Source organism: Marivirga sericea (assembly GCF_900177665.1).
Taxonomy (GTDB): Bacteria; Bacteroidota; Bacteroidia; order Cytophagales; family Cyclobacteriaceae; genus Marivirga; species Marivirga sericea.
The window spans coordinates 388,752-406,465 of sequence record NZ_FXAW01000003.1 but is presented as its reverse complement, the minus strand read 5'-3'; the positions used below and the strand labels follow the sequence as shown (position 1 = coordinate 406,465).

Here is a 17,714-nt window from a genome sequence, read left to right as displayed (position 1 = left end):
TTGCTTGAAGATAGAAAAGAATTTTAGTTTCACCTGAAATGGTAAGTGGGGAACTTTAAATAAAATAATTAACTACCACAAAAGAGGACAAAGAACACAAAAGGAAATAATCAAGATTATTTTTAAAAAATAAATTTCCCTGATCTGATTTCTTCGTTTAGTCCAAAGAAGTAAAATATTCATTGACAAATGTTTTTTGCCCGTCATTGTATAGGTTGTATACATTGAAGTTGTAGAGAATACCTTTAGGTACTTTTAAAAGCTTCATATACGAAATGATCTGTGCTTCATGAATAGGTAGGATTTCTTTAACAGCTTTTAGTTCAATGCAGATAGAATTTTCAACTAATAAATCACATCTTAAGTTGGTGTCTAAGTTCAAACCTTTGTAGTTCACTTCAATCAAACGTTCCGATTGAAAATTGATGTTTTGACTTTTTAATTCATATAACAAGCATTGATGATATACACTCTCTAGTAAGCCTGGTCCTAATTCTTTATGAACCTCAATTGCGGCCCCGTTAATTTTATAGGTTAACTCCTTTAGAAAAGTTTTTGTGGGTGCTCATAATGGTAAAATTTGGTTGAAATATTTAATAATTACTAGATAAATATATGTCTTTTGATTTTTCTAAGAAAATACAAGCTGTTTTTTTCTATTACGGGTTAAGGTTGCTATTGGGATTCAGTTTTATGCATTGCATAAAACCTTTTGTGTTCTTCCATTTCTTTTGTGGTTCAATTTTTTTTCTCTTTTGTTTCGACTTTAATTTTGCTTTCCAGTGTTTTATGAACGGGACATTTGTTGGCAATTTCAATTAATCGCTTTCTTTGCTTTTCGTCTAAACTTCCTTTTATTTCGATGCTTCTGTCAAAAAATGTGATTTTGCTATTCTCTGACTCACAGTCTTTGCTATCTTTATCATATAGCTGATCTTGATCTACGTGAACCAAGATCTCATCAACATCCCATTCTTTTCTGTTGGCATACATTCTTAAAGTAATTGCGGTGCAAGCTGCTAAAGCGGAAGTCAGCAAACCATATGGAGAGGTGCCGAAATTGTTTCCTCCTACATCTTCTGGTTCATCTGCTATTAGATGATGTCCTTCGGCCACAATCTGAGTAGTGTATTTCTGCTCTTTATTCCCTATGAATGCAACAGTTTGCGAGTCGGTTGAAATTTTCTTTTTATCTTGTTTTTTAACATACCTATCAGCCCAAGTTGCTATCACTTCACCGGCGTAGAGCGAATCTTCTTTATTACTTAACAAGTGATCTGCACCGTCTAAAGAAATAAAGCTTTTTGGATGATGGGCTCTTTCATAAATTGCAGCAGCATTGGAAATTTCAACCGTTCGATCTTGAGGAGAGTGCAGTATCAAAATGGATTTTCTCAAGTCTTCAATTTTTTTGAGGTTATCTTTGTTTTGTAAGTCGTCTAGGAACTGCTTTTTTATTTTAAATGGACGACCTCCGATTGTCACTTCAGCTTCCCCTTTCTCTTTTATATCTTCTTTTTTGTCCTCGATTAAATGAAGAACATGATCAGGCTGAGAAGGGGCACCGATGGTTGCTATTGTAGCTATAGAGGCTATCTTAGCGGCAGCCATTAAGACTGCTGCACCACCTAGTGAATGACCCACTAACATAGTAGCAGGCTGGTAATTATGTTCTAAGTAATCTGATGCTTTGATAAGGTCCTCTACATTGGAAGAAAAATTAGTGTTTGCAAAATCGCCTTCACTTTGACCCAATCCTGTGAAGTCGAAACTTAAAACAGCAAAACCTTTTTTAGTCATTCCCAGAATTATATTTCTGACTGCATTTAAGTTTTTATTGCACGTAAAACAATGTGCAAAAATCACATAATTATGAGGGGCGTCATCTGCAGGAAAGTGAAGTTCAGCAGAAAGCTTATCTCCCATAAAACCTTCAAATGTTATTTTTTCTTTTTTCATGTGTTTTTTGTTTTGTTGAATACAGCTTTCTGCTCGATATCATCAAATCTACTTCCGTTTTAGAATTAAATCTATAACAAAGTTTTTGCACTCAATTAATTGTACTTCGTGGGTATCAATTGAGTTTAGTTCTAATTTAGGAAAATGATTCTTATTAAATGTCTGAAAGTTGCAAATTGACATTTGGGTGATAATTTATTTTTCCTTAAAAAGTACTGAATAATTACATTAAGGGATAAAAAAATGTGATTTTTCAAAAGTATTATTAACTTTAGATGCGTTTAATAAAAATTAAATACTTTGGTTGTCCGAATTTGCAGACAACTACGGCTTATTAAATACCATAGAAGGATACTAAAACTTAAAGTCTAAAATTCAAACCATGTTAAAAGAACAGCTAAAAATTTTAATTAAATTGGCCACAATTGATAATGAATTGGCGGAAAAGGAAGCGAACTTGATTGAAAAGATTGGTAAGGCTAATGGGGTTACAGAAGATGAGATTTATCAGATGATGAAAAACCCTGAGCCTTTCAAAAGTTTGGAAACGCTTTCAGAAGATCAAAGATTTGAATATTTATACAATATCATCCAATTGATGAAAATTGATGGTAAGGTATATAAAAGTGAAATTGTTTTCTGTCAAGAAATTGCTCAAAAGTTAGGATACAAAAAGAAAGCTGTTGCCGAACTTTCGAAAAGTATTTATAGTGATCCAAGTATTACTAGTGACAGAGAGCAACTAAAAGATAGACTGAGAAAGTATTCGACAAGATAAATGGAGCCCCAATCTTGGGGCTTTCTCTTTTCTATGAAAAAATCTTTTTTCCAAATTCTTGCAAAATTTAATAAATTGATTTTTCCTAGTTTTGCTAAAAAAGATCTGACAAAACTAAAAAAATGGGAAAAGGCGATTGTCGCCTATAGGTATGTGGTCACCAAAAACTCTTTGGGTGATTAGTATTCAAAAATTCTCCTCATAATAGTCTTTCCCTTTCTGGATATATTTTTGATCAACCAAAAAGTAATGCTTTCTTTCTTCTCTTTCTATCAGTTCTTGGAATATAGTATTTGATTTCTTATCGTTCCCTACAATATGCAGCATTTTCGCATATAAATATGCGTTTGCAGGATGCTGAGGAGCTATTCTATAGGCTTCTGTTAGTAGCTGCTTAGCCTTTTCATTTGAAGGCCAAGTAAGAATTAATGGTATAGTTGGAGCTTCTAGATGGATACCGCCTAGTAGTCTCAAAGCCCCTGCTTGATTATATGTTTTGTCTAAGTTGATTGCTTTTTCAGCTAATTTCTTGATTTCATCAATCACACCTTCTTGAGCAGCTTCCGTAATGTCAATTAAATCTCCCCATCGGGCATAGTTTGCGACATGCCAGTAGGCAATTGCACCATTATCTGGAAATTGTACGGATTTAGTTTTTGCAAGCTCGATTGCTTTTTCATAGAGGGCTCTTTTTTCTTCTTCTGATACTTTCGTCCATGAGGCTTTGAACTCATAGCTTTTTAGTAAGCCAATAGTTCTTTCTGGTTCTTCAGTGCTTTGGCTATAGAGGTTTATAGCTTTATCAATGTTTTCACTGCTTGCTTTTTCATCCTGAATCACTTCACATCGTTCTTCAAAGAGTTGATCTGCTTTTTCTAATGTAGATTGAGGCAGCGCCTTTACTGTTGATAGTAGAATAGAAACAAAAAGTAAGAATTTTATACAATGCATAAATAGATTGATTTGCTTAAACTTAGATTATAAAAAATATTTGCTCGGATAACGAACAAAAATCAATAATGTTGAGTACAGAAAATGTGTGTCCCTTACCTAAAATTTCCTTAAATTTAATTTCCATCATAACTTAAAATATGAAAGCAAAGTCTACACAAAACTCAAAAACCACCATAACTGAACTCATGATTCCTTCTTATGCCAATTTTGGAGGTAAAATTCATGGAGGAATACTCCTTTCTTTAATGGATAAGGTAGCTTATGCTACGGCTACAAAGCATAGTGGCGCTTATTGTGTCACAGTTTCGGTTGATAATGTAGACTTCCTTCAGCCAGTAGAAGTTGGAGAATTAGTGTCGATGATGGCGTCTGTTAATTATGTAGGTAATTCTAGTATGATTATTGGTATAAAAGTGATAGCAGAAAATGTTAAATCAGGTTTAGTAAAGCATACGAATACTAGCTACTTTACAATGGTTGCAAAAAATGAGGATGGTAGCTTAATGACTGTTCCTTCATTAATCTTAAAGACTAAAGATGATGTCAGAAGATTTGCCGAAGCAGTAAAAAGAAAGCAGTTGAGAAAAGGATATCAGCAACAAATGGAGGCTGAGAAATCTGCATTTACTTTGGATAAGCAGAAAGAGTTGATTATTAATCAAAGATGTGAGGTGAATTTGGAGGAAGAAAAGTAGTCCTTAAAGCAGACTACCTTTCTTTAGAGATATCATGATTGCTTTGTTTTTAGCCACTCCTGTGCTTCTTCCACTGTTTTAAATGTCGCCATCTCTAATTGGCCATCGATATTCATATTAAGTTCTTTAGCTGACATTTCTGAGAAAGTGTTTTTGGAAACAACATGGGCATAGTACTTTAATCCAGCTTCAATTACTTTTGGAATCAAAACTGTTTCAATCCATTCCATGGCTTGTGTCCAAGGGCCTGTAGATTTACTGTCGTCATTTAGGAGGTAAGCACATTTGGTCTTTTTTACCAAATCTGCAAACTCTAAACCCCAGTTTTTCACTGCATCAACATTAGCATATCCTTCCCAATCACAATAAATCCAATCATTATCTTTTTGATACTCAGTTATGCAAATTACTCTGTCAAGGTTGTTTTTGGTCTTAAAATTCATCTTAATCAATTTTTTTGAATGTTTACTTTGTTTGAAAATAATATTTAAATCAAATTAACTAAAATATTAATAACCATAAAGTTTATATTTGATGTGTTTAATACATGAACGGTTTTTTTTATGCATACCGTTCAAAAAAAATATAGTTGTATGAGAAGAATAATTTTATTGATTTCGATATTTGTAGTTAGTTTAATTTTATTTTCTTTGTTTACAACTGAAAATATAAATTCTTTAGAAGGTGATTTTAAAGAGTTGGCTTTTGAAAGAAATGAAAATAATACTGGCCCTATTCAACGTGTGTATGTTTTTTCGGTAAATGACACATTATGGTCAGAAATGAATAAGCACGCTGATTTACTGCCTCATACCAAATATGGAACCACTGAAGTTTACTATTTTTTGAAGGATGATCTTTCAAAAGATCAGCTCAAATTGAGCTTAAAAGGATTAAATTCATCAGCTCGTCAATTCTGTATTGCACATGTTACTAAAGACGGGCAATCAAGAGTAAAATTTAGTAAGTATCCGTTCAAATAATTTAGAAATTCAATAGAACTTTCCAGGCTTCCATTACTTTATTATCTTCAAGCAAATGATGAGCCAGAGCATGTATTTCTTCAGAATTGGCAGATGAGGAAAAGTTGATTGAAATTTCTTGGAGTTCTTTCCTTTCAGGTATTTTCTCAATATTCCCTAGTTTCCCTAAGTCATTACCAGTCAAAAATCTGCTGTTTTTGATCTCATTAGGTAATGCATCAACTCCAATCCCCAACTTTTGAAGTGGCTTTTCTACTTCAAATAATGCATTTTTGGAACGGCTGTACCAGTTTCCACCGAGCCTTCCAATGGGGTCCAGTTTTAAGGGGTCAATTTTTCCATTTTCATCTAAAATTTCTTCATCTATGTGGATATGAATTACTTCACAAATCACTAGATTTCCAGCTCCGCCATCTTCACCTGTTTCTATTACCTGTTTTACCTTACATTCGAAGGCTACTGGAGACTCAGCAACTCGCGGGGGCTTCACTTTGGTGGAGTTTGCTTGAGTAAATCCTGCTTTTACGAATTCATTAACACCCTTATCATATTCTGTGGAGGCTAGTGACATTTGCTCCACCATAGGATAATTAGCAATATTGATCACCACTTCAGCAATTTCTTTAACATTATCGTAGGAATGCTTTGTGGTATTGTTCCGACCTCTGCGGGCAGGAGAGAAAATTAGAATGGGAGGATTAGAACCAAAAACATTAAAAAAACTAAACGGACTTAAATTAACATTGCCTTCTTTGTCAATTGTGCTTGCAAAAGCTATCGGTCTAGGAGCAATGGCACCTAGTAACAAGGCATGTAATTCTGGTGTTTTGATAGATTTCGGATCAACTTCTTTATAACTCATGTTCGAATTTTGCTAAAGTTTTTTAAATATTCAAATGATCTACTATTAGTCGTGCTCATGTAGCCACATTTCTAAAACTAGTAAGGCATAAATGATATAATCAGTATTGCGCTCTTGATATTTCACTTGCCTCATTAGCAGCATGATTTCAGTGTAATTAACATATTTGTACACTCGTGCCTGAGGATTGTAAAGTAAATCTTTCAGCAACTCCTTGAAATCATTTTTCAGCCAGTTATCTAAAGGTGCTTCAAATGAGGTCTTGGATGCTTTAGTGACAACACTTGGAAGCTTATTGCGATAAATTGATTTCAATAAATGCTTGCGATCAAACCAAGATATTTTGAAATTGTCTGGTAGGTAGTTGCTTATTTCAAATAAGTGATGATCTAAAAACGGAGAACGGGCTTCTATAGAATGAGCCATACTTGCTCTGTCCATTTTTACTAGAATTCCAGAAAGTAAGTTAAATTTCCTGTCCCAGTGCATGAGCTGGTCAAGATCAGAAAGTTTGGAGTCAAAATGAAGACTCAAGAGATCAAGAGAAGGATTTGCGATTTCTTCGGGATGGTTCCAGATAGTTGAGATATCGGCATCCTGCAGCATATCCGTTGTGTAGAGTAAATATCTTTCAGATGCTGGTACATTAGCGATTCTTGAAATTCTATTTACAAACCCTAATTTTGATCTCCTTTTCCCAACTGGGAGGCTGTTTTGCAGATACCTGGAGAGTCTTAATTTCTGAATATTTTTGGCAGTAAAATATCTTCTGTAGCCTCCGAAGAGCTCATCACCCCCATCTCCGTTTAGCATTACTTTAACGTGTTGAGAAGCAGATTCAGCAATAGCTAAATTAGGAAGTGCGCTACTGTCCGCTAGGGGTTGATCGAAAGTGCCAATTGATTTTTCAAGCATTGCAAGTGGACTTTTATCCATTTTAATTATTTGATGATCTAGCCCAAACTGTCTAGCAGTAACTCCAGCAGTATGGCTTTCATTTTGGGAAGTTTGAAATGGATACTCGACTGTAAAGGCTTTCAAATCTCGACCTGTTTTGGAGGCTTCAAAAGCAATAACTGAGCTGTCCCAACCACCTGATAAAAATAATCCTATGGGCACATCCGCTCTCAACCTGATTCTCACAGCTTCTTCAATAGCGGCCTGCAGTTTTATTCTCGCATCAAGAAAGGAGATTTTCTCTTTAGGCAAGTACTCATGTTGCCAATAGGTCGAAAAATGTAGCGAGCCATTTTGGTATTTCAGAAATTGGCCAGGAGGTAGCGCATAAACGTTTTTATAGATAGTTTCAGGTTCGGGAATATTGGCGAAAGATAAATAGTGATAGATCGCATTTTTATTTATAGCAACTTCAATGCTCTGTAGTTCCATCAGTTTTTTCAAACTTTTAAGTTCAGAAGCAAAAAGCAAAATACTCTGATTTTGATAGTAGTATAAAGGTTTTTGCCCCATTCTGTCTCTGGCTAAGAAAAAGCTACTTTCCTTTTCATCGAAGAAGGCGATGGCAAACATTCCCGTTAAATCATTGATGGCCTCCATAAATCCTTTTTGTAGGATCAGCTGAAATAGAACTTCAGTATCGGATTTTGAAGAAACTTTTAATGACTGAGCAATTTCTGGGTAATTGTATATCGCGCCATTAAAAGCTAAATAGTGACCTTGAGCATCAACTATGGGTTGCTTCCCGCTATCAATACCGATTATTTTAAGTCTTTGTGAACCGAGATTAATAGTTGAGGTTTTGATTGAATGGCGTTCATCTGGACCCCTATGATTCAGTAGCTGCAAAGCACTCTCAAACTTTTCTTCTTCCAAAGCACCATGCTTCGACCAAACACCAGCAATGCCGCACATAATTAAATCATTTTGAAAATTTAAATACTGAAAATTGCGTAAATCATATTTTCGTATTTAAAGCTAGGTAAATATTTAGAATAAAAACCACTGATCTTTAGCAAATTCTTCTTTGTACACAAGGTCGTCAAAACGATAGTATTGCGCAGGTTTGTGCGAAACGCCGGTCTCCTTTTCATTCATGGGAACCAAAAACCTGTTTCTAAGCATTCTTTTCCTGAAATTTCTCTTATCTAATTCTTGTCCTACTATCGCTTCATAAAGCGTTTGTAACTGTCTTAAAGTAAACTTTTCCGGCAACAACGAAAAAGCAATGACAGGTTCTCTTTTGATTTTCTCTCGCAACATTGCCCAACCTGTATTGGCTATTTCATTATGATCAAATCCTAATTTCTGAGGTTTTTCTATTGGATGCCACAAAACTTCTTCGGCAAATGAGGAAGGCCGATAATCAAAATCTTCGGTTTTCACTAATGAATTATAGGCAACTGTTATTACTCGTGCTTCAGGGTGTTCTCTAATCGATTTAATCCATTCTACATCAACTGGATCCGAGGTTCTTTCTGGCGATCCAAATGTTTTAAATTGCTCCAGATATAAGTTCTCCAAACTCGTAAGTTCAAACAATACTCTAGCTGCAGCAACATCTAAATCTTCTCCTTTTTGGACTAAATCGCCCGGTAAAGCATAAACATTTTCACCTTCTTGCTTTCTCTTTATCAATAAAATATTGATCTTTTCATCATCAAAGCCAAATATGACGCAGTCAACAGAGATATGCGGATTGTAATGGAATTCTGACATGTTTCTATTCAATTAGTAATGCAAAGATAGTAAAATAGTATTGGGTAAGTGTACACATTACACTATCTTTGATGGGTTGAAAATTTTTTTTAAATGAATAAAATAAATCGAATAGGTGTTTTTACTTCTGGTGGTGATGCCCCTGGGATGAATGCTGCTATACGTGCTGTCGTAAGAGCGGGTATTTTTTATAACAAGGAAATAGTTGGTATTTACCGCGGATATGAAGGGATGATTGAAGGTGATTTCGAAGAAATGGATGTTCGATCTGTTGCAAATATATTGCAAAGAGGTGGTACGATGCTGAAATCAGCTCGCTCTAAAGAATTTAGAACCCCTGAAGGACGACAGAAAGCTTTTGATCAGCTGAAAAATAAAAAGATTGATGCCTTAATCGGAATTGGTGGAGACGGCTCTTTTACGGGTATGCACTATTTGTTTTTAGAACATGCTATGCCGTATATATGCATACCCGGCACTATAGATAATGATATACCGGGCACTGATTATACCATCGGATATGATACAGCTACCAATACTGCAGTTGAAGCAATAGATAAGATTAGAGATACAGCTCTTTCTCATAATCGTCTTTTTTTTATCGAGGTTATGGGGCGAGATTCAGGATATATTGCCATTAATAGCGGAATAGCAGGCGGAGCTGTTTCTATTATCATCCCTGAAGAAGAAACCTCAATCGATGAGTTAGTTGAAAAATTGAATAGAGGAGGTAAAAAGAAAAAAACGTCCAGTTTGGTCATTGTCGCAGAAGGAGGGAAGTCAGGATCAGCGATGGAAATAGCTCAGAAAGTCAAGGAAAAATCTTCTTATTTTGACACAAAAGTTACTATATTAGGTCACCTGCAGAGAGGAGGAAGCCCTACTTATTTTGATCGAGTTTTGGCCAGTAAGATGGGAGTTGCGGCAGTAGAAGGCTTAGATCAGGGAAAAACAGATAGCATGGTCGGGATAAGCCATCATGATATTATTTTTAATAAATTTGATGATATTATGAATCAGCCTAAAGATATTCATAAGGATGATTTAAGAATTGCTAAAATTTTATCAATTTAAGTTATGATTTTAATAGGTACCAGCGGATCCACGAAATGCGATTGGCAATTAGTAGATGCCAGAGAAACAAGGGTAAAGAAAAGTACCAAAGGGATTAATCCCTTTTTTATGGACGATGTTGCCATAAGTGATATTGTGAAATCCTTAGGAACCGAGATCATTGATCAGAAATCAGCAATAGAAGTTGTTTACTTTTTTGGCGCAGGCTGTTCTAGTAAACATTTTGCCTCAATGGTTGAAAGAGGGCTTTCCATGGTTTTTAATAAATCACATCTTTATGTGAAAGAAGATATAGTAGCTGCAGCTTTTGCAACCTTTAATGGGGAACCTTCCATAACGGCCTTAATGGGCACTGGCTCTAACTCCTGTCATTTTGATGGCGATATTGTACGCCAGGAGGTAAGTGGCATGGATTTTATTTTGGGAGATGAGGGCAGTAGAAGTCATTTTGGGAAATTACTTCTAAGCCAATATTTAAAGAAGCAATTGCCTGAGGATATTACTCGAGATCTTGAAACAGAGTTTCAATTGAATAAAGAAGAAATACTGTTAAATGTTTACATAAAACCTTATGCAAATGTTTATCTAAGTAGTTTTAGTCAATTTATCAAAGAAAGAATTGACCATCCATATTTGAGAAAACTTGTGAAACAAAGCATTTCTGAATTTGTGGAAACCTATATCTGCAGTATTAAAAATTATGAAAATTTACCGATCCATTTTGTAGGGTCAGTACCATACTTTTTTGAGGAAATCGTGAACGAGGTTGTGGAAGATCATCAGTTGAAGAAGGGAATTTTTGTGGAGGAGCCTATTGATTTGTTGGTAGAGTATTTAATAGAAAAACATTATAGAAATTGATATTGCCAATTGTTAGAAAATGGTTGGTCAATTTTAAATATTACGCATATGAAAGTTAGCATAGGGATTGATATAGGAGGTACTGGAACAAAATTTGGAATTGTAACTTTAGAAGGCAAGGTTTTATACCAAGGCGCAATTCCAACACAAACGGAAGCGGTTTTTGCTGATTATATTCACTTGCTTTCAAACGAAATAAGGAAGGGATTAGATCAAGAGAAACATGAGCTAATAGGGATAGGTGTTGGTGCGCCTAATGCTAATTATCATAAAGGAACGATTGAGCATGCTCCTAATTTAAGGTGGAAGGGAATCTTACCTTTAGCAAAAACTTTGGAAGATGAGTTTGATGTGCCAACGGTGGTAACCAATGACGCTAATGCAGCTGCAGTAGGTGAAATGATTTTTGGTGGAGCTAAGGGGATGAAAGATTTTATTGTTATAACACTAGGTACGGGCTTAGGTGCTGGAATCGTAAGCAATGGTCAATTAGTGAATGGAGCTAACGGCTTTGCTGGAGAGCTTGGACACACTACTGTGACTTATGGGAATGGTAGGTTTTGTGGCTGTGGAAAACGAGGTTGCTTAGAAACTTATGTATCAGCAACAGGGATCAAAAGAACAATTTATAAATTATTGGCGGATTATACTGAAGACAGCGCGCTTCGGTCTGTTAGCTTTGATGAACTCAGTCCGGAGATGATTACAAAATATGCTTTAAAAGGGGATATAATTGCGAAGCAGGCTTTTGAATATACGGGTAGGATTTTAGGTACTAAACTGGCAGATACAGTGATCCATACTGATCCTGAGGCAATATTTATCTTTGGTGGGTTATCTCAGGCTGGAGATTTAATTTTTAATCCAGTCAAGGAGCATTTAGAGTTAAATTTGATGCCAGTTTTTAAAGGTAGAGTGCGGGTGATTTCCTCTCAATTACAAAATCAGTCTGCCCCTATTATTGGAGCAAGTAGCTTGATAGTTGATAAGCTCAAAAAAGATGAGATATCTATTGATGTTGATTAAAGACTAAATCTTATTTTCATCAACTATTTCGAGGTAGTAATTATCTAAATTAAAGATTTCTTCAAAAGAAACCGAGTCGTTTGAATTTACATTAAAACTGAAGGTATTTGCGGCAATTATTTTGGGAGCAATTTTCTCAAATATTAATTCTTGCGGTAATTCATGAGTTGATTTCGAGTAATTATGTTCTGTTTTTCCTGATTTAGGGAATGCCTTCTCTTGCTCGAGATTATTTAACCAAATAATGTATTTTGGAAGCGTACTGTTATTTCTAGATCGAAATTCGGCTTTGAAATGATTTTTAGCGCTTTTGTCATCTAATTTGGGAGTAAATGGTTTGTATTTTTCCTCAAAGCTAAATCGCTTCCCTAAACTTAACTGATTCCCTTCAATAAAATCTTTAATCATATCAAACATTCCTTGTTGTTTGAGATCTATTAATAGCGATTCGAAAACCTTAATCTTTTGCCAATCAGCTTTGAAAAGTCTTGTTTGTTTATCAAAAGCAATCATGACTCTCAATCTTCGACAAATCTCGACCTTTATTTCATCAAACATGCTATTAAGCTCTAATTGAAAGGCATCTACTTTCCCCTTCAAGTGGTTGCTTCTGCCAATAATATCTATCAAAGATTGAAATTTAATTTTACCTAAAAAATCAGAGCGATTAATTTCGGAATTTTCAAAGTCTTCCAAAAAATTGATTATCTCATCAGGCTTATTAACCAATTTGAAGTGTATATCAAAATATAAAACAGCCGTACCGTTGTCTGAAGACATAAGTTAGTTTTTATAACATTTAAAAGCTTTAGGTTTGGCTGAAATAGATTTTTAGGTACAAAAAATAGTTATATATAGAACCCGTACGTTTATAAGTGTTTCAGGTTTTTACGCAAGTATACATAACGGTTCGCAATTTATTTATCAACTTAATAATTTTATTATGTATTTTTGCCGTTAAATGAATACAAAGGAGAAATTAGAACTTGCTATCGATCATTTAAGCGAAGTAGGTTATTTTGTTTGGGATAATTTTGTTTCTCAAGACAATGTAAAAAAGCTCGTAGCAATTGCTAATCAGGGAAGTCAATCAGGAGTTTTTAAAAAGGCAGGGATTGGTAAACAAGCACTGTTCCAGTTAGATAAAGGTATTAGGGGAGATTACATTCAATGGCTAGATAGAAATAACCAGTCAGAAATCGTACAAGATTTTTTAAATGAAATAGAGCTATTGAAAACTTCCTTGAATGAAAATTGCTATTTGGGTTTAAAAGATTTCGAAACTCATTTTGCTATTTATCCAGAGCATACTTTTTATAAGAGACATGTTGATCGATTTCAACAAAATGCTCATCGAGTGATCTCGTTTGTCCTTTATCTAAATGAAAACTGGCAAGAAGGTCATGGTGGTGAACTGGCACTTTATTTTGATGACAAAGATGAAAAAATACAGCCAGTTGCTGGACGTTTGCTATTGTTTAGAAGTGAACTTGAACATGAAGTTTTAATGTCTTATCGTAAGCGCTACAGCATAACTGGCTGGATGCTAGATAAAGATATGAGCTTAACTTTTTTACCTTAATGTAGTTACTAAAAATAGCGTAGGTATTAATCGAAATGGGTTTGCATTTATGCTAATCTATTATTGCCCTTATTATTATTTAAACCAAAACGATACAAAATGTCATTTAACCCCACAAGCTCAAGGAAGCATTATCATCTTTTTGATGATGAAAATATTGATCACATGTATTTTGATATTTCTCCAGCTGGAGAAATAGATGCCAATAAATACTCATTATATAATTTTACGGGCGACCCAAAACTGGAATATGCTGAATGGGACAGCCGGATGGATATGATGGGGAGTTGGTTTTCGGACATGAAAAAAAGCAATCGCTTTTTATATGAAAGAGAATCTATTGATGGATCAAAAGTGGTTTCCAATGTAATTGATCCGGAAACAAAGACGGTAAAGGAAATGCTCAATTTTGCATCTAATGATTACCTTAATCTTACCCAAGATAAAAGAATACAGGCTAAGGTTATTGAAGCGATTGAGCAATACGGTGGAGGTGCTGGGGGTGCTCCTTTGTTGAGTGGAACTATGAGTATAATCAGAGAGCTACAAGAACAAATTTCTTCAATGAAAGCTATGGAGGCTTCAATAGTTTATACCTCAGGCTATGCAGCGAACATTGGCACCATTTCCGGACTGCTTGGACATAAAGATATTGCTATTTATGATATGTTCTCTCATGCGAGCCTTATCGATGGCAGCAAGGGATCCAATAAAAAGTTTTTTGCCCATAACGATCCTGCTTCATTAGAGAAAGTATTAAAAAATGTTCAAAATAAATATATCAATAAATTAGTAGTACTAGATGGTGTTTATTCAATGGATGGTGACATTTGTAATTTACCCGAAATTTTGGATGTGGCGCATTACTATGGCGCTTGGGTATTAGTAGATGAAGCGCATGCCACAGGGGTAATTGGCAAGAATGGAAAAGGTACTATTGATTACTTCGGTCTAGAAGGAAAGATAGATATCATTACCGGAACTTTGAGTAAATCTGTTGGGGCGGTTGGTGGATTCGTTTCTGCATCTCAAAAGCTGATTAATTATCTGAAATATAGCAGTAGATCCTATATGTTTTCGACCTCCCCTTATTTGCCAGCAGTAGCTGCAGCTTTAGAAGGTTTAAAGCTAATAGCAAATAACCAAGCAGGCCAAGATAAGCTTTGGAATAATATTCAGTACGTGAAAGCTAGATTATTAAGTGCTGGGTTTAATATAGGGAATGCTGAGACCGCAATATTTCCAATTATTATAGGAGATGATAATAAAGTGAAGGAAATGACTTATCGATTACATCAAAAAGGCATTTTTGTAAATCCGGTTCCGTACCCAGCTGTTCCAAGGAAGCTTACTAGAGTGAGAATGACAATTACTGCTGGATTTTCTGAAGATCAATTGGATAATGCGCTAAATAAGATTGAGGAAACAGCGAAAGAGCTGAGTATCATATGAAATAGTAATGCATAGCATTTTTTGTGCTATGCATTTCTTAACCAGTTTGCCACCAATTTTTTTATTTATTTATCCGCATCTTACTAGAATTTTTTCTTCAAATGTTCGCTTTTGAATCTTTCTGATGTTCATAATTGAACACTTGTAAATCGTTTTTTCTTCTAAATCACCTTCTAAACCCAAAATAGGCCTTTTACAGAAAATGGCACATTCCATGCATCGAGCACTAACATGAACGCATCTATTAACTAAAGACGAAAACATGCAAACGCTCAAGAACATGAAAACTATTTTATCTATTTTAACGCTAACACTTTTTTTAAGCAGCTTTGCCCAAGCGCAAACAGGCTCGGTTAAGGGTGTTTTGAAAGACAAAGCAAATGCCCCACTTCCTTACAGTAATGTGGCCGTTTATCAATCTTCAGATTCAAGTCTATTGACCGGAAGCGTAACCGATGCTGAAGGGCAATTTAAAATCAATGTGAAATATGGCAATTATTATTTAAAAGTCTCAGGGGTTGGTTTTGAAACTTACCTTTCCAAAAGCATAACAGTAGACGCCAACAATCCAGCAGTAGATTTTTCTACTATTAGACTAGAGGAAGATGTTCAGGTTATGGATGCGGTGGAGGTAAAAGCCATGCGCCCACAAGTGGTGGTAGAGGCTGATAAAATGGTTGTATCAGTAGAAGGGACTGCTATGGCTGCTGGTGCCACAGCTTACGAAGTATTGGAGAAATCGCCAGGGGTATTTGTTGATCAAGATGGTAATATCCAGCTGAACGGAAAGTCAGGTGTACAAGTCATGATTGATGGACGTAGATCTTATCTATCTGCTACTGACCTGCAAAATATGTTACAAGGAATGTCAGCTGATAATATTAAAACTATTGAAATTATTAATAATCCATCCGCTAAATATGATGCGGAAGGAAATGCGGGTATTATCAATATCACATTGAAGAAGAATAGTATGCAAGGTGTAAATGGTAGTTTGAATGCAGGCTACCGATACAATGAAATGCAAAACTACAATACCGGTTTACAATTGAACCATAAGAAAGGGGATTGGAATTCTTTTGTAAATGCTGATTTATCGCAGAGAGGAAGAATTAGAGATGCTGGCTTTTATAGAGAAATCACTCAATCTAATGGCGTGACAACTATTTTTGATCAGACTGGAAAAGAATTTGTCAATAGAGTGATTCCTTCCATGCGAATAGGTACTGATTATGATATTAATGATAAACAGTCAGTTGGGGTAATGCTAAATGTATATGGCCAGGATGTATATCATGATTTTAATATTGATACAGATTTAGATCAGGGAGGAAATGAATTCATGATTAATTCAGATAATCAGATTGAATATCAGTTTTTAAATACCCAAGGTAATCTGCATTATGTTCATAAGCTGGATACCAATGGCAGCAAGCTTACTGCAGATTTAAACTATGTGAAATTAATTAATGAAGGTGGATCTACATTTACTAACAGCTACTTTCAAGAAGCTAATACAGAACCAAATTCAGTAGAGCGTTTGGAAAATGAAAATCCATTTGCATATGATATTTATTCAGCTCAAGTCGATTTTGAAGGTAAAATATTTGAAAAAGTTAAGATGGAAGCTGGTTTAAAGGCAAGTCACGTTGTGTCAGATAATGAAATTGAATTTTTTGAAGTAGAAGATAATCAGAGGACGTTAGATCCGAATAGGTCTAATCATTTCGTGTATACTGAGCAGATTTTTGCAGGATATAGCAGCTTTGCAGGGAAGCTAGGTGAGAAAATGTCATATAAAGTTGGCTTAAGAGCAGAGCAAACTTATTCAGAGGGCGAGTCATTAACTTTAAATACAATTAATGAACGAAATTATTTTAATCTTTTCCCTAGTTTCTTTTTACAACATAATGTTTCGGAAGCTTATCAGGTTAATTATAATTATAGTAGAAGAATCGATAGACCTAATTACAGTAATTTAAATCCATTCATTATGTATTTAGATCCCTATACTTGGGCACAAGGGAATCCGTACTTGAGACCGCAGTTTACACACTCCATGTCAGTTACCCAAACAATTTTGGGGCAGTATAATTTAGTACTTAATTATGGGTTGACTAGCGATTTTATCGCAGAGGTACCTTTACAAAATCCAGAAGATGGAACTACAGTATTTGCACAACAGAATATTGATGATCAAGTGAATTATAGCGCAACGGCTGTAGTTCCGTTTCAACCATTTAAATGGTGGTCTATCAATGCAAATCTTTCAGTATTTCATCAAGAATTCACCACTTTTTTGAGTGGAAATCAGGTAGAAAACAATGCTACTTCTGCTTTTGTAAGAGCAGGTAATACATTTATGTTACCGAATGATTTCAAGGTTGAGTTGAATGGAGATTATAGATCTAATACTGTTTGGGGGCTGTACGCAATTGGAGAACAATGGGGGATTGATTTTGCAATAAAGAAAAGCTTCATGAACAAGAAGTTAGATGCCTCTCTAAATTTTACAGATATTTTCAGGACAAGAAGATTTGAAGGGAATTCAAATTTCAACGGTAACGTCAATGAAATAAGCCAGTATTTTGGACAGCAGAGTGTCGGCTTTTCCATAAGATATAGCTTCAGCAAAGGAGAAGAATTTAAAGCCCGTCAAAGAAATACGAATTTGGACGAATTAAACAGGGCAGGAGGATAATACACAGTTTAGGTTAACAATTAAATATGTGATACGGTGGTCTTTTTGGGCTGCCGTTTTTTTATGTTAACTTTTTTTGCAGAGACTGAACTGAATGAATTTATTTTTCGT

General features: G+C 35.1%; 16 protein-coding genes and 1 pseudogene. 9 read left to right on the top strand and 8 right to left on the bottom strand.

The annotated features are described in order from the left end of the window. Positions 1–157: 157 nt before the first annotated feature. Positions 158–532, bottom strand: a pseudogene (locus B9Y84_RS09405) (GxxExxY protein); the annotation flags it as partial. A gap of 206 nt (positions 533–738) precedes the next feature. Beyond that, positions 739–1,959 (bottom strand): bifunctional alpha/beta hydrolase/OsmC family protein, encoded by a 1,221-nt coding sequence (locus B9Y84_RS09400; protein WP_085516831.1) that lies wholly within the window; start codon positions 1,957–1,959, stop codon positions 739–741. A 382-nt stretch (positions 1,960–2,341) separates the two neighbouring features. Between B9Y84_RS09400 and B9Y84_RS09395 the strand changes: the two genes are divergently transcribed. Further along, complete coding sequence (locus B9Y84_RS09395) at positions 2,342–2,737, top strand: tellurite resistance TerB family protein (RefSeq protein WP_085516830.1); 396 nt, start codon at positions 2,342–2,344, stop codon at positions 2,735–2,737. A gap of 186 nt (positions 2,738–2,923) precedes the next feature. Here the strand turns inward: B9Y84_RS09395 and B9Y84_RS09385 are convergent, their stop codons facing one another. Next, positions 2,924–3,688, bottom strand: a complete 765-nt coding sequence (locus tag B9Y84_RS09385; RefSeq protein ID WP_085516828.1) for a hypothetical protein — start codon at positions 3,686–3,688, stop codon at positions 2,924–2,926. 140 nt (positions 3,689–3,828) lie between these two features. Here B9Y84_RS09385 and B9Y84_RS09380 point away from each other — a divergent pair, with 140 nt between their 5' ends. After that, positions 3,829–4,386, top strand: coding sequence for an acyl-CoA thioesterase (locus B9Y84_RS09380; RefSeq protein WP_085516827.1), 558 nt, complete (start codon positions 3,829–3,831; stop codon positions 4,384–4,386). A 32-nt stretch (positions 4,387–4,418) separates the two neighbouring features. Here B9Y84_RS09380 and B9Y84_RS09375 read toward each other — a convergent pair whose 3' ends face one another. Further along, positions 4,419–4,829: a hypothetical protein gene (locus B9Y84_RS09375; protein WP_085516826.1), complete on the bottom strand. Its 411-nt coding sequence runs from the start codon at positions 4,827–4,829 to the stop codon at positions 4,419–4,421. A gap of 150 nt (positions 4,830–4,979) precedes the next feature. On the opposite strand from B9Y84_RS09375, the gene B9Y84_RS09370 reads away from it, so the two are divergent. Further along, the gene (locus B9Y84_RS09370; protein WP_085516825.1) at positions 4,980–5,369 is read left to right on the top strand and encodes a hypothetical protein; all 390 of its coding nucleotides are present in this window, start codon (positions 4,980–4,982) and stop codon (positions 5,367–5,369) included. Between the two features lies 1 nt (position 5,370). On the opposite strand, the gene B9Y84_RS09365 is transcribed toward B9Y84_RS09370, so the two are convergent. The 3 genes from B9Y84_RS09365 to B9Y84_RS09355 all read right to left on the bottom strand — a co-directional run bounded on the left by B9Y84_RS09365 (position 5,371) and on the right by B9Y84_RS09355 (position 8,907). Next, the gene (locus B9Y84_RS09365) at positions 5,371–6,231 is read right to left on the bottom strand and encodes a flavin reductase family protein (RefSeq protein ID WP_085516824.1); all 861 of its coding nucleotides are present in this window, start codon (positions 6,229–6,231) and stop codon (positions 5,371–5,373) included. A gap of 45 nt (positions 6,232–6,276) precedes the next feature. After that, the gene (gene asnB / locus B9Y84_RS09360; RefSeq protein WP_085516823.1) at positions 6,277–8,103 is read right to left on the bottom strand and encodes an asparagine synthase (glutamine-hydrolyzing); all 1,827 of its coding nucleotides are present in this window, start codon (positions 8,101–8,103) and stop codon (positions 6,277–6,279) included. Positions 8,104–8,178: 75 nt separating this feature from the next. Beyond that, entirely contained in the window at positions 8,179–8,907 is a 729-nt protein-coding gene (locus tag B9Y84_RS09355) for an NUDIX hydrolase (protein WP_085516822.1), read from the bottom strand. A 93-nt stretch (positions 8,908–9,000) separates the two neighbouring features. Between B9Y84_RS09355 and pfkA the strand changes: the two genes are divergently transcribed. The 3 genes from pfkA to B9Y84_RS09340 are packed head-to-tail and all read left to right on the top strand — an operon-like array spanning position 9,001 to position 11,868. Further along, positions 9,001–9,981 carry a 6-phosphofructokinase gene (gene pfkA, locus B9Y84_RS09350; RefSeq protein WP_085516821.1) on the top strand — a complete coding sequence of 327 codons (981 nt, stop codon included), beginning with the start codon at positions 9,001–9,003 and terminating at the stop codon, positions 9,979–9,981. Positions 9,982–9,984: 3 nt separating this feature from the next. After that, positions 9,985–10,842: a hypothetical protein gene (locus B9Y84_RS09345; RefSeq protein ID WP_085516820.1), complete on the top strand. Its 858-nt coding sequence runs from the start codon at positions 9,985–9,987 to the stop codon at positions 10,840–10,842. Between the two features lie 48 nt (positions 10,843–10,890). Then, positions 10,891–11,868 carry an ROK family protein gene (locus tag B9Y84_RS09340; protein WP_085516819.1) on the top strand — a complete coding sequence of 326 codons (978 nt, stop codon included), beginning with the start codon at positions 10,891–10,893 and terminating at the stop codon, positions 11,866–11,868. Positions 11,869–11,871: 3 nt separating this feature from the next. On the opposite strand, the gene B9Y84_RS09335 is transcribed toward B9Y84_RS09340, so the two are convergent. Next, the gene (locus B9Y84_RS09335; RefSeq protein WP_085516818.1) at positions 11,872–12,648 is read right to left on the bottom strand and encodes a hypothetical protein; all 777 of its coding nucleotides are present in this window, start codon (positions 12,646–12,648) and stop codon (positions 11,872–11,874) included. Between the two features lie 181 nt (positions 12,649–12,829). On the opposite strand from B9Y84_RS09335, the gene B9Y84_RS09330 reads away from it, so the two are divergent. The 3 genes from B9Y84_RS09330 (at position 12,830) to B9Y84_RS09320 (ending at position 17,603) form a co-directional block, all read left to right on the top strand. After that, the gene (locus B9Y84_RS09330; RefSeq protein ID WP_085516817.1) at positions 12,830–13,450 is read left to right on the top strand and encodes a 2OG-Fe(II) oxygenase; all 621 of its coding nucleotides are present in this window, start codon (positions 12,830–12,832) and stop codon (positions 13,448–13,450) included. A gap of 99 nt (positions 13,451–13,549) precedes the next feature. Then, a complete protein-coding gene (locus B9Y84_RS09325) occupies positions 13,550–14,902 on the top strand; it encodes an aminotransferase class I/II-fold pyridoxal phosphate-dependent enzyme (protein WP_085516816.1) in 1,353 nt (450 codons plus the stop codon). Between the two features lie 280 nt (positions 14,903–15,182). Then, a complete protein-coding gene (locus B9Y84_RS09320; RefSeq protein ID WP_245830845.1) occupies positions 15,183–17,603 on the top strand; it encodes a TonB-dependent receptor in 2,421 nt (806 codons plus the stop codon). Positions 17,604–17,714: the final 111 nt, after the last annotated feature.

Bases quoted from the DNA above. Each gene is read 5' to 3' on its own strand.
- B9Y84_RS09370 (WP_085516825.1), top strand. From the start codon at position 4,980: ATGAGAAGAATAATTTTATTGATTTCGATATTTGTAGTTAGTTTAATT.
- B9Y84_RS09395 (WP_085516830.1), top strand. From the start codon at position 2,342: ATGTTAAAAGAACAGCTAAAAATTTTAATTAAATTGGCCACAATTGAT.
- B9Y84_RS09330 (WP_085516817.1), top strand. From the start codon at position 12,830: ATGAATACAAAGGAGAAATTAGAACTTGCTATCGATCATTTAAGCGAA.
- B9Y84_RS09380 (WP_085516827.1), top strand. From the start codon at position 3,829: ATGAAAGCAAAGTCTACACAAAACTCAAAAACCACCATAACTGAACTC.
- B9Y84_RS09325 (WP_085516816.1), top strand. From the start codon at position 13,550: ATGTCATTTAACCCCACAAGCTCAAGGAAGCATTATCATCTTTTTGAT.
- pfkA (WP_085516821.1), top strand. From the start codon at position 9,001: ATGAATAAAATAAATCGAATAGGTGTTTTTACTTCTGGTGGTGATGCC.
- B9Y84_RS09355 (WP_085516822.1), bottom strand. From the start codon at position 8,907: ATGTCAGAATTCCATTACAATCCGCATATCTCTGTTGACTGCGTCATA.
- B9Y84_RS09345 (WP_085516820.1), top strand. From the start codon at position 9,985: ATGATTTTAATAGGTACCAGCGGATCCACGAAATGCGATTGGCAATTA.
- B9Y84_RS09375 (WP_085516826.1), bottom strand. From the start codon at position 4,829: ATGAATTTTAAGACCAAAAACAACCTTGACAGAGTAATTTGCATAACT.
- B9Y84_RS09385 (WP_085516828.1), bottom strand. From the start codon at position 3,688: ATGCATTGTATAAAATTCTTACTTTTTGTTTCTATTCTACTATCAACA.
- B9Y84_RS09320 (WP_245830845.1), top strand. From the start codon at position 15,183: ATGAAAACTATTTTATCTATTTTAACGCTAACACTTTTTTTAAGCAGC.
- B9Y84_RS09335 (WP_085516818.1), bottom strand. From the start codon at position 12,648: ATGTCTTCAGACAACGGTACGGCTGTTTTATATTTTGATATACACTTC.
- B9Y84_RS09365 (WP_085516824.1), bottom strand. From the start codon at position 6,231: ATGAGTTATAAAGAAGTTGATCCGAAATCTATCAAAACACCAGAATTA.
- B9Y84_RS09400 (WP_085516831.1), bottom strand. From the start codon at position 1,959: ATGAAAAAAGAAAAAATAACATTTGAAGGTTTTATGGGAGATAAGCTT.
- B9Y84_RS09340 (WP_085516819.1), top strand. From the start codon at position 10,891: ATGAAAGTTAGCATAGGGATTGATATAGGAGGTACTGGAACAAAATTT.
- asnB (WP_085516823.1), bottom strand. From the start codon at position 8,103: ATGTGCGGCATTGCTGGTGTTTGGTCGAAGCATGGTGCTTTGGAAGAA.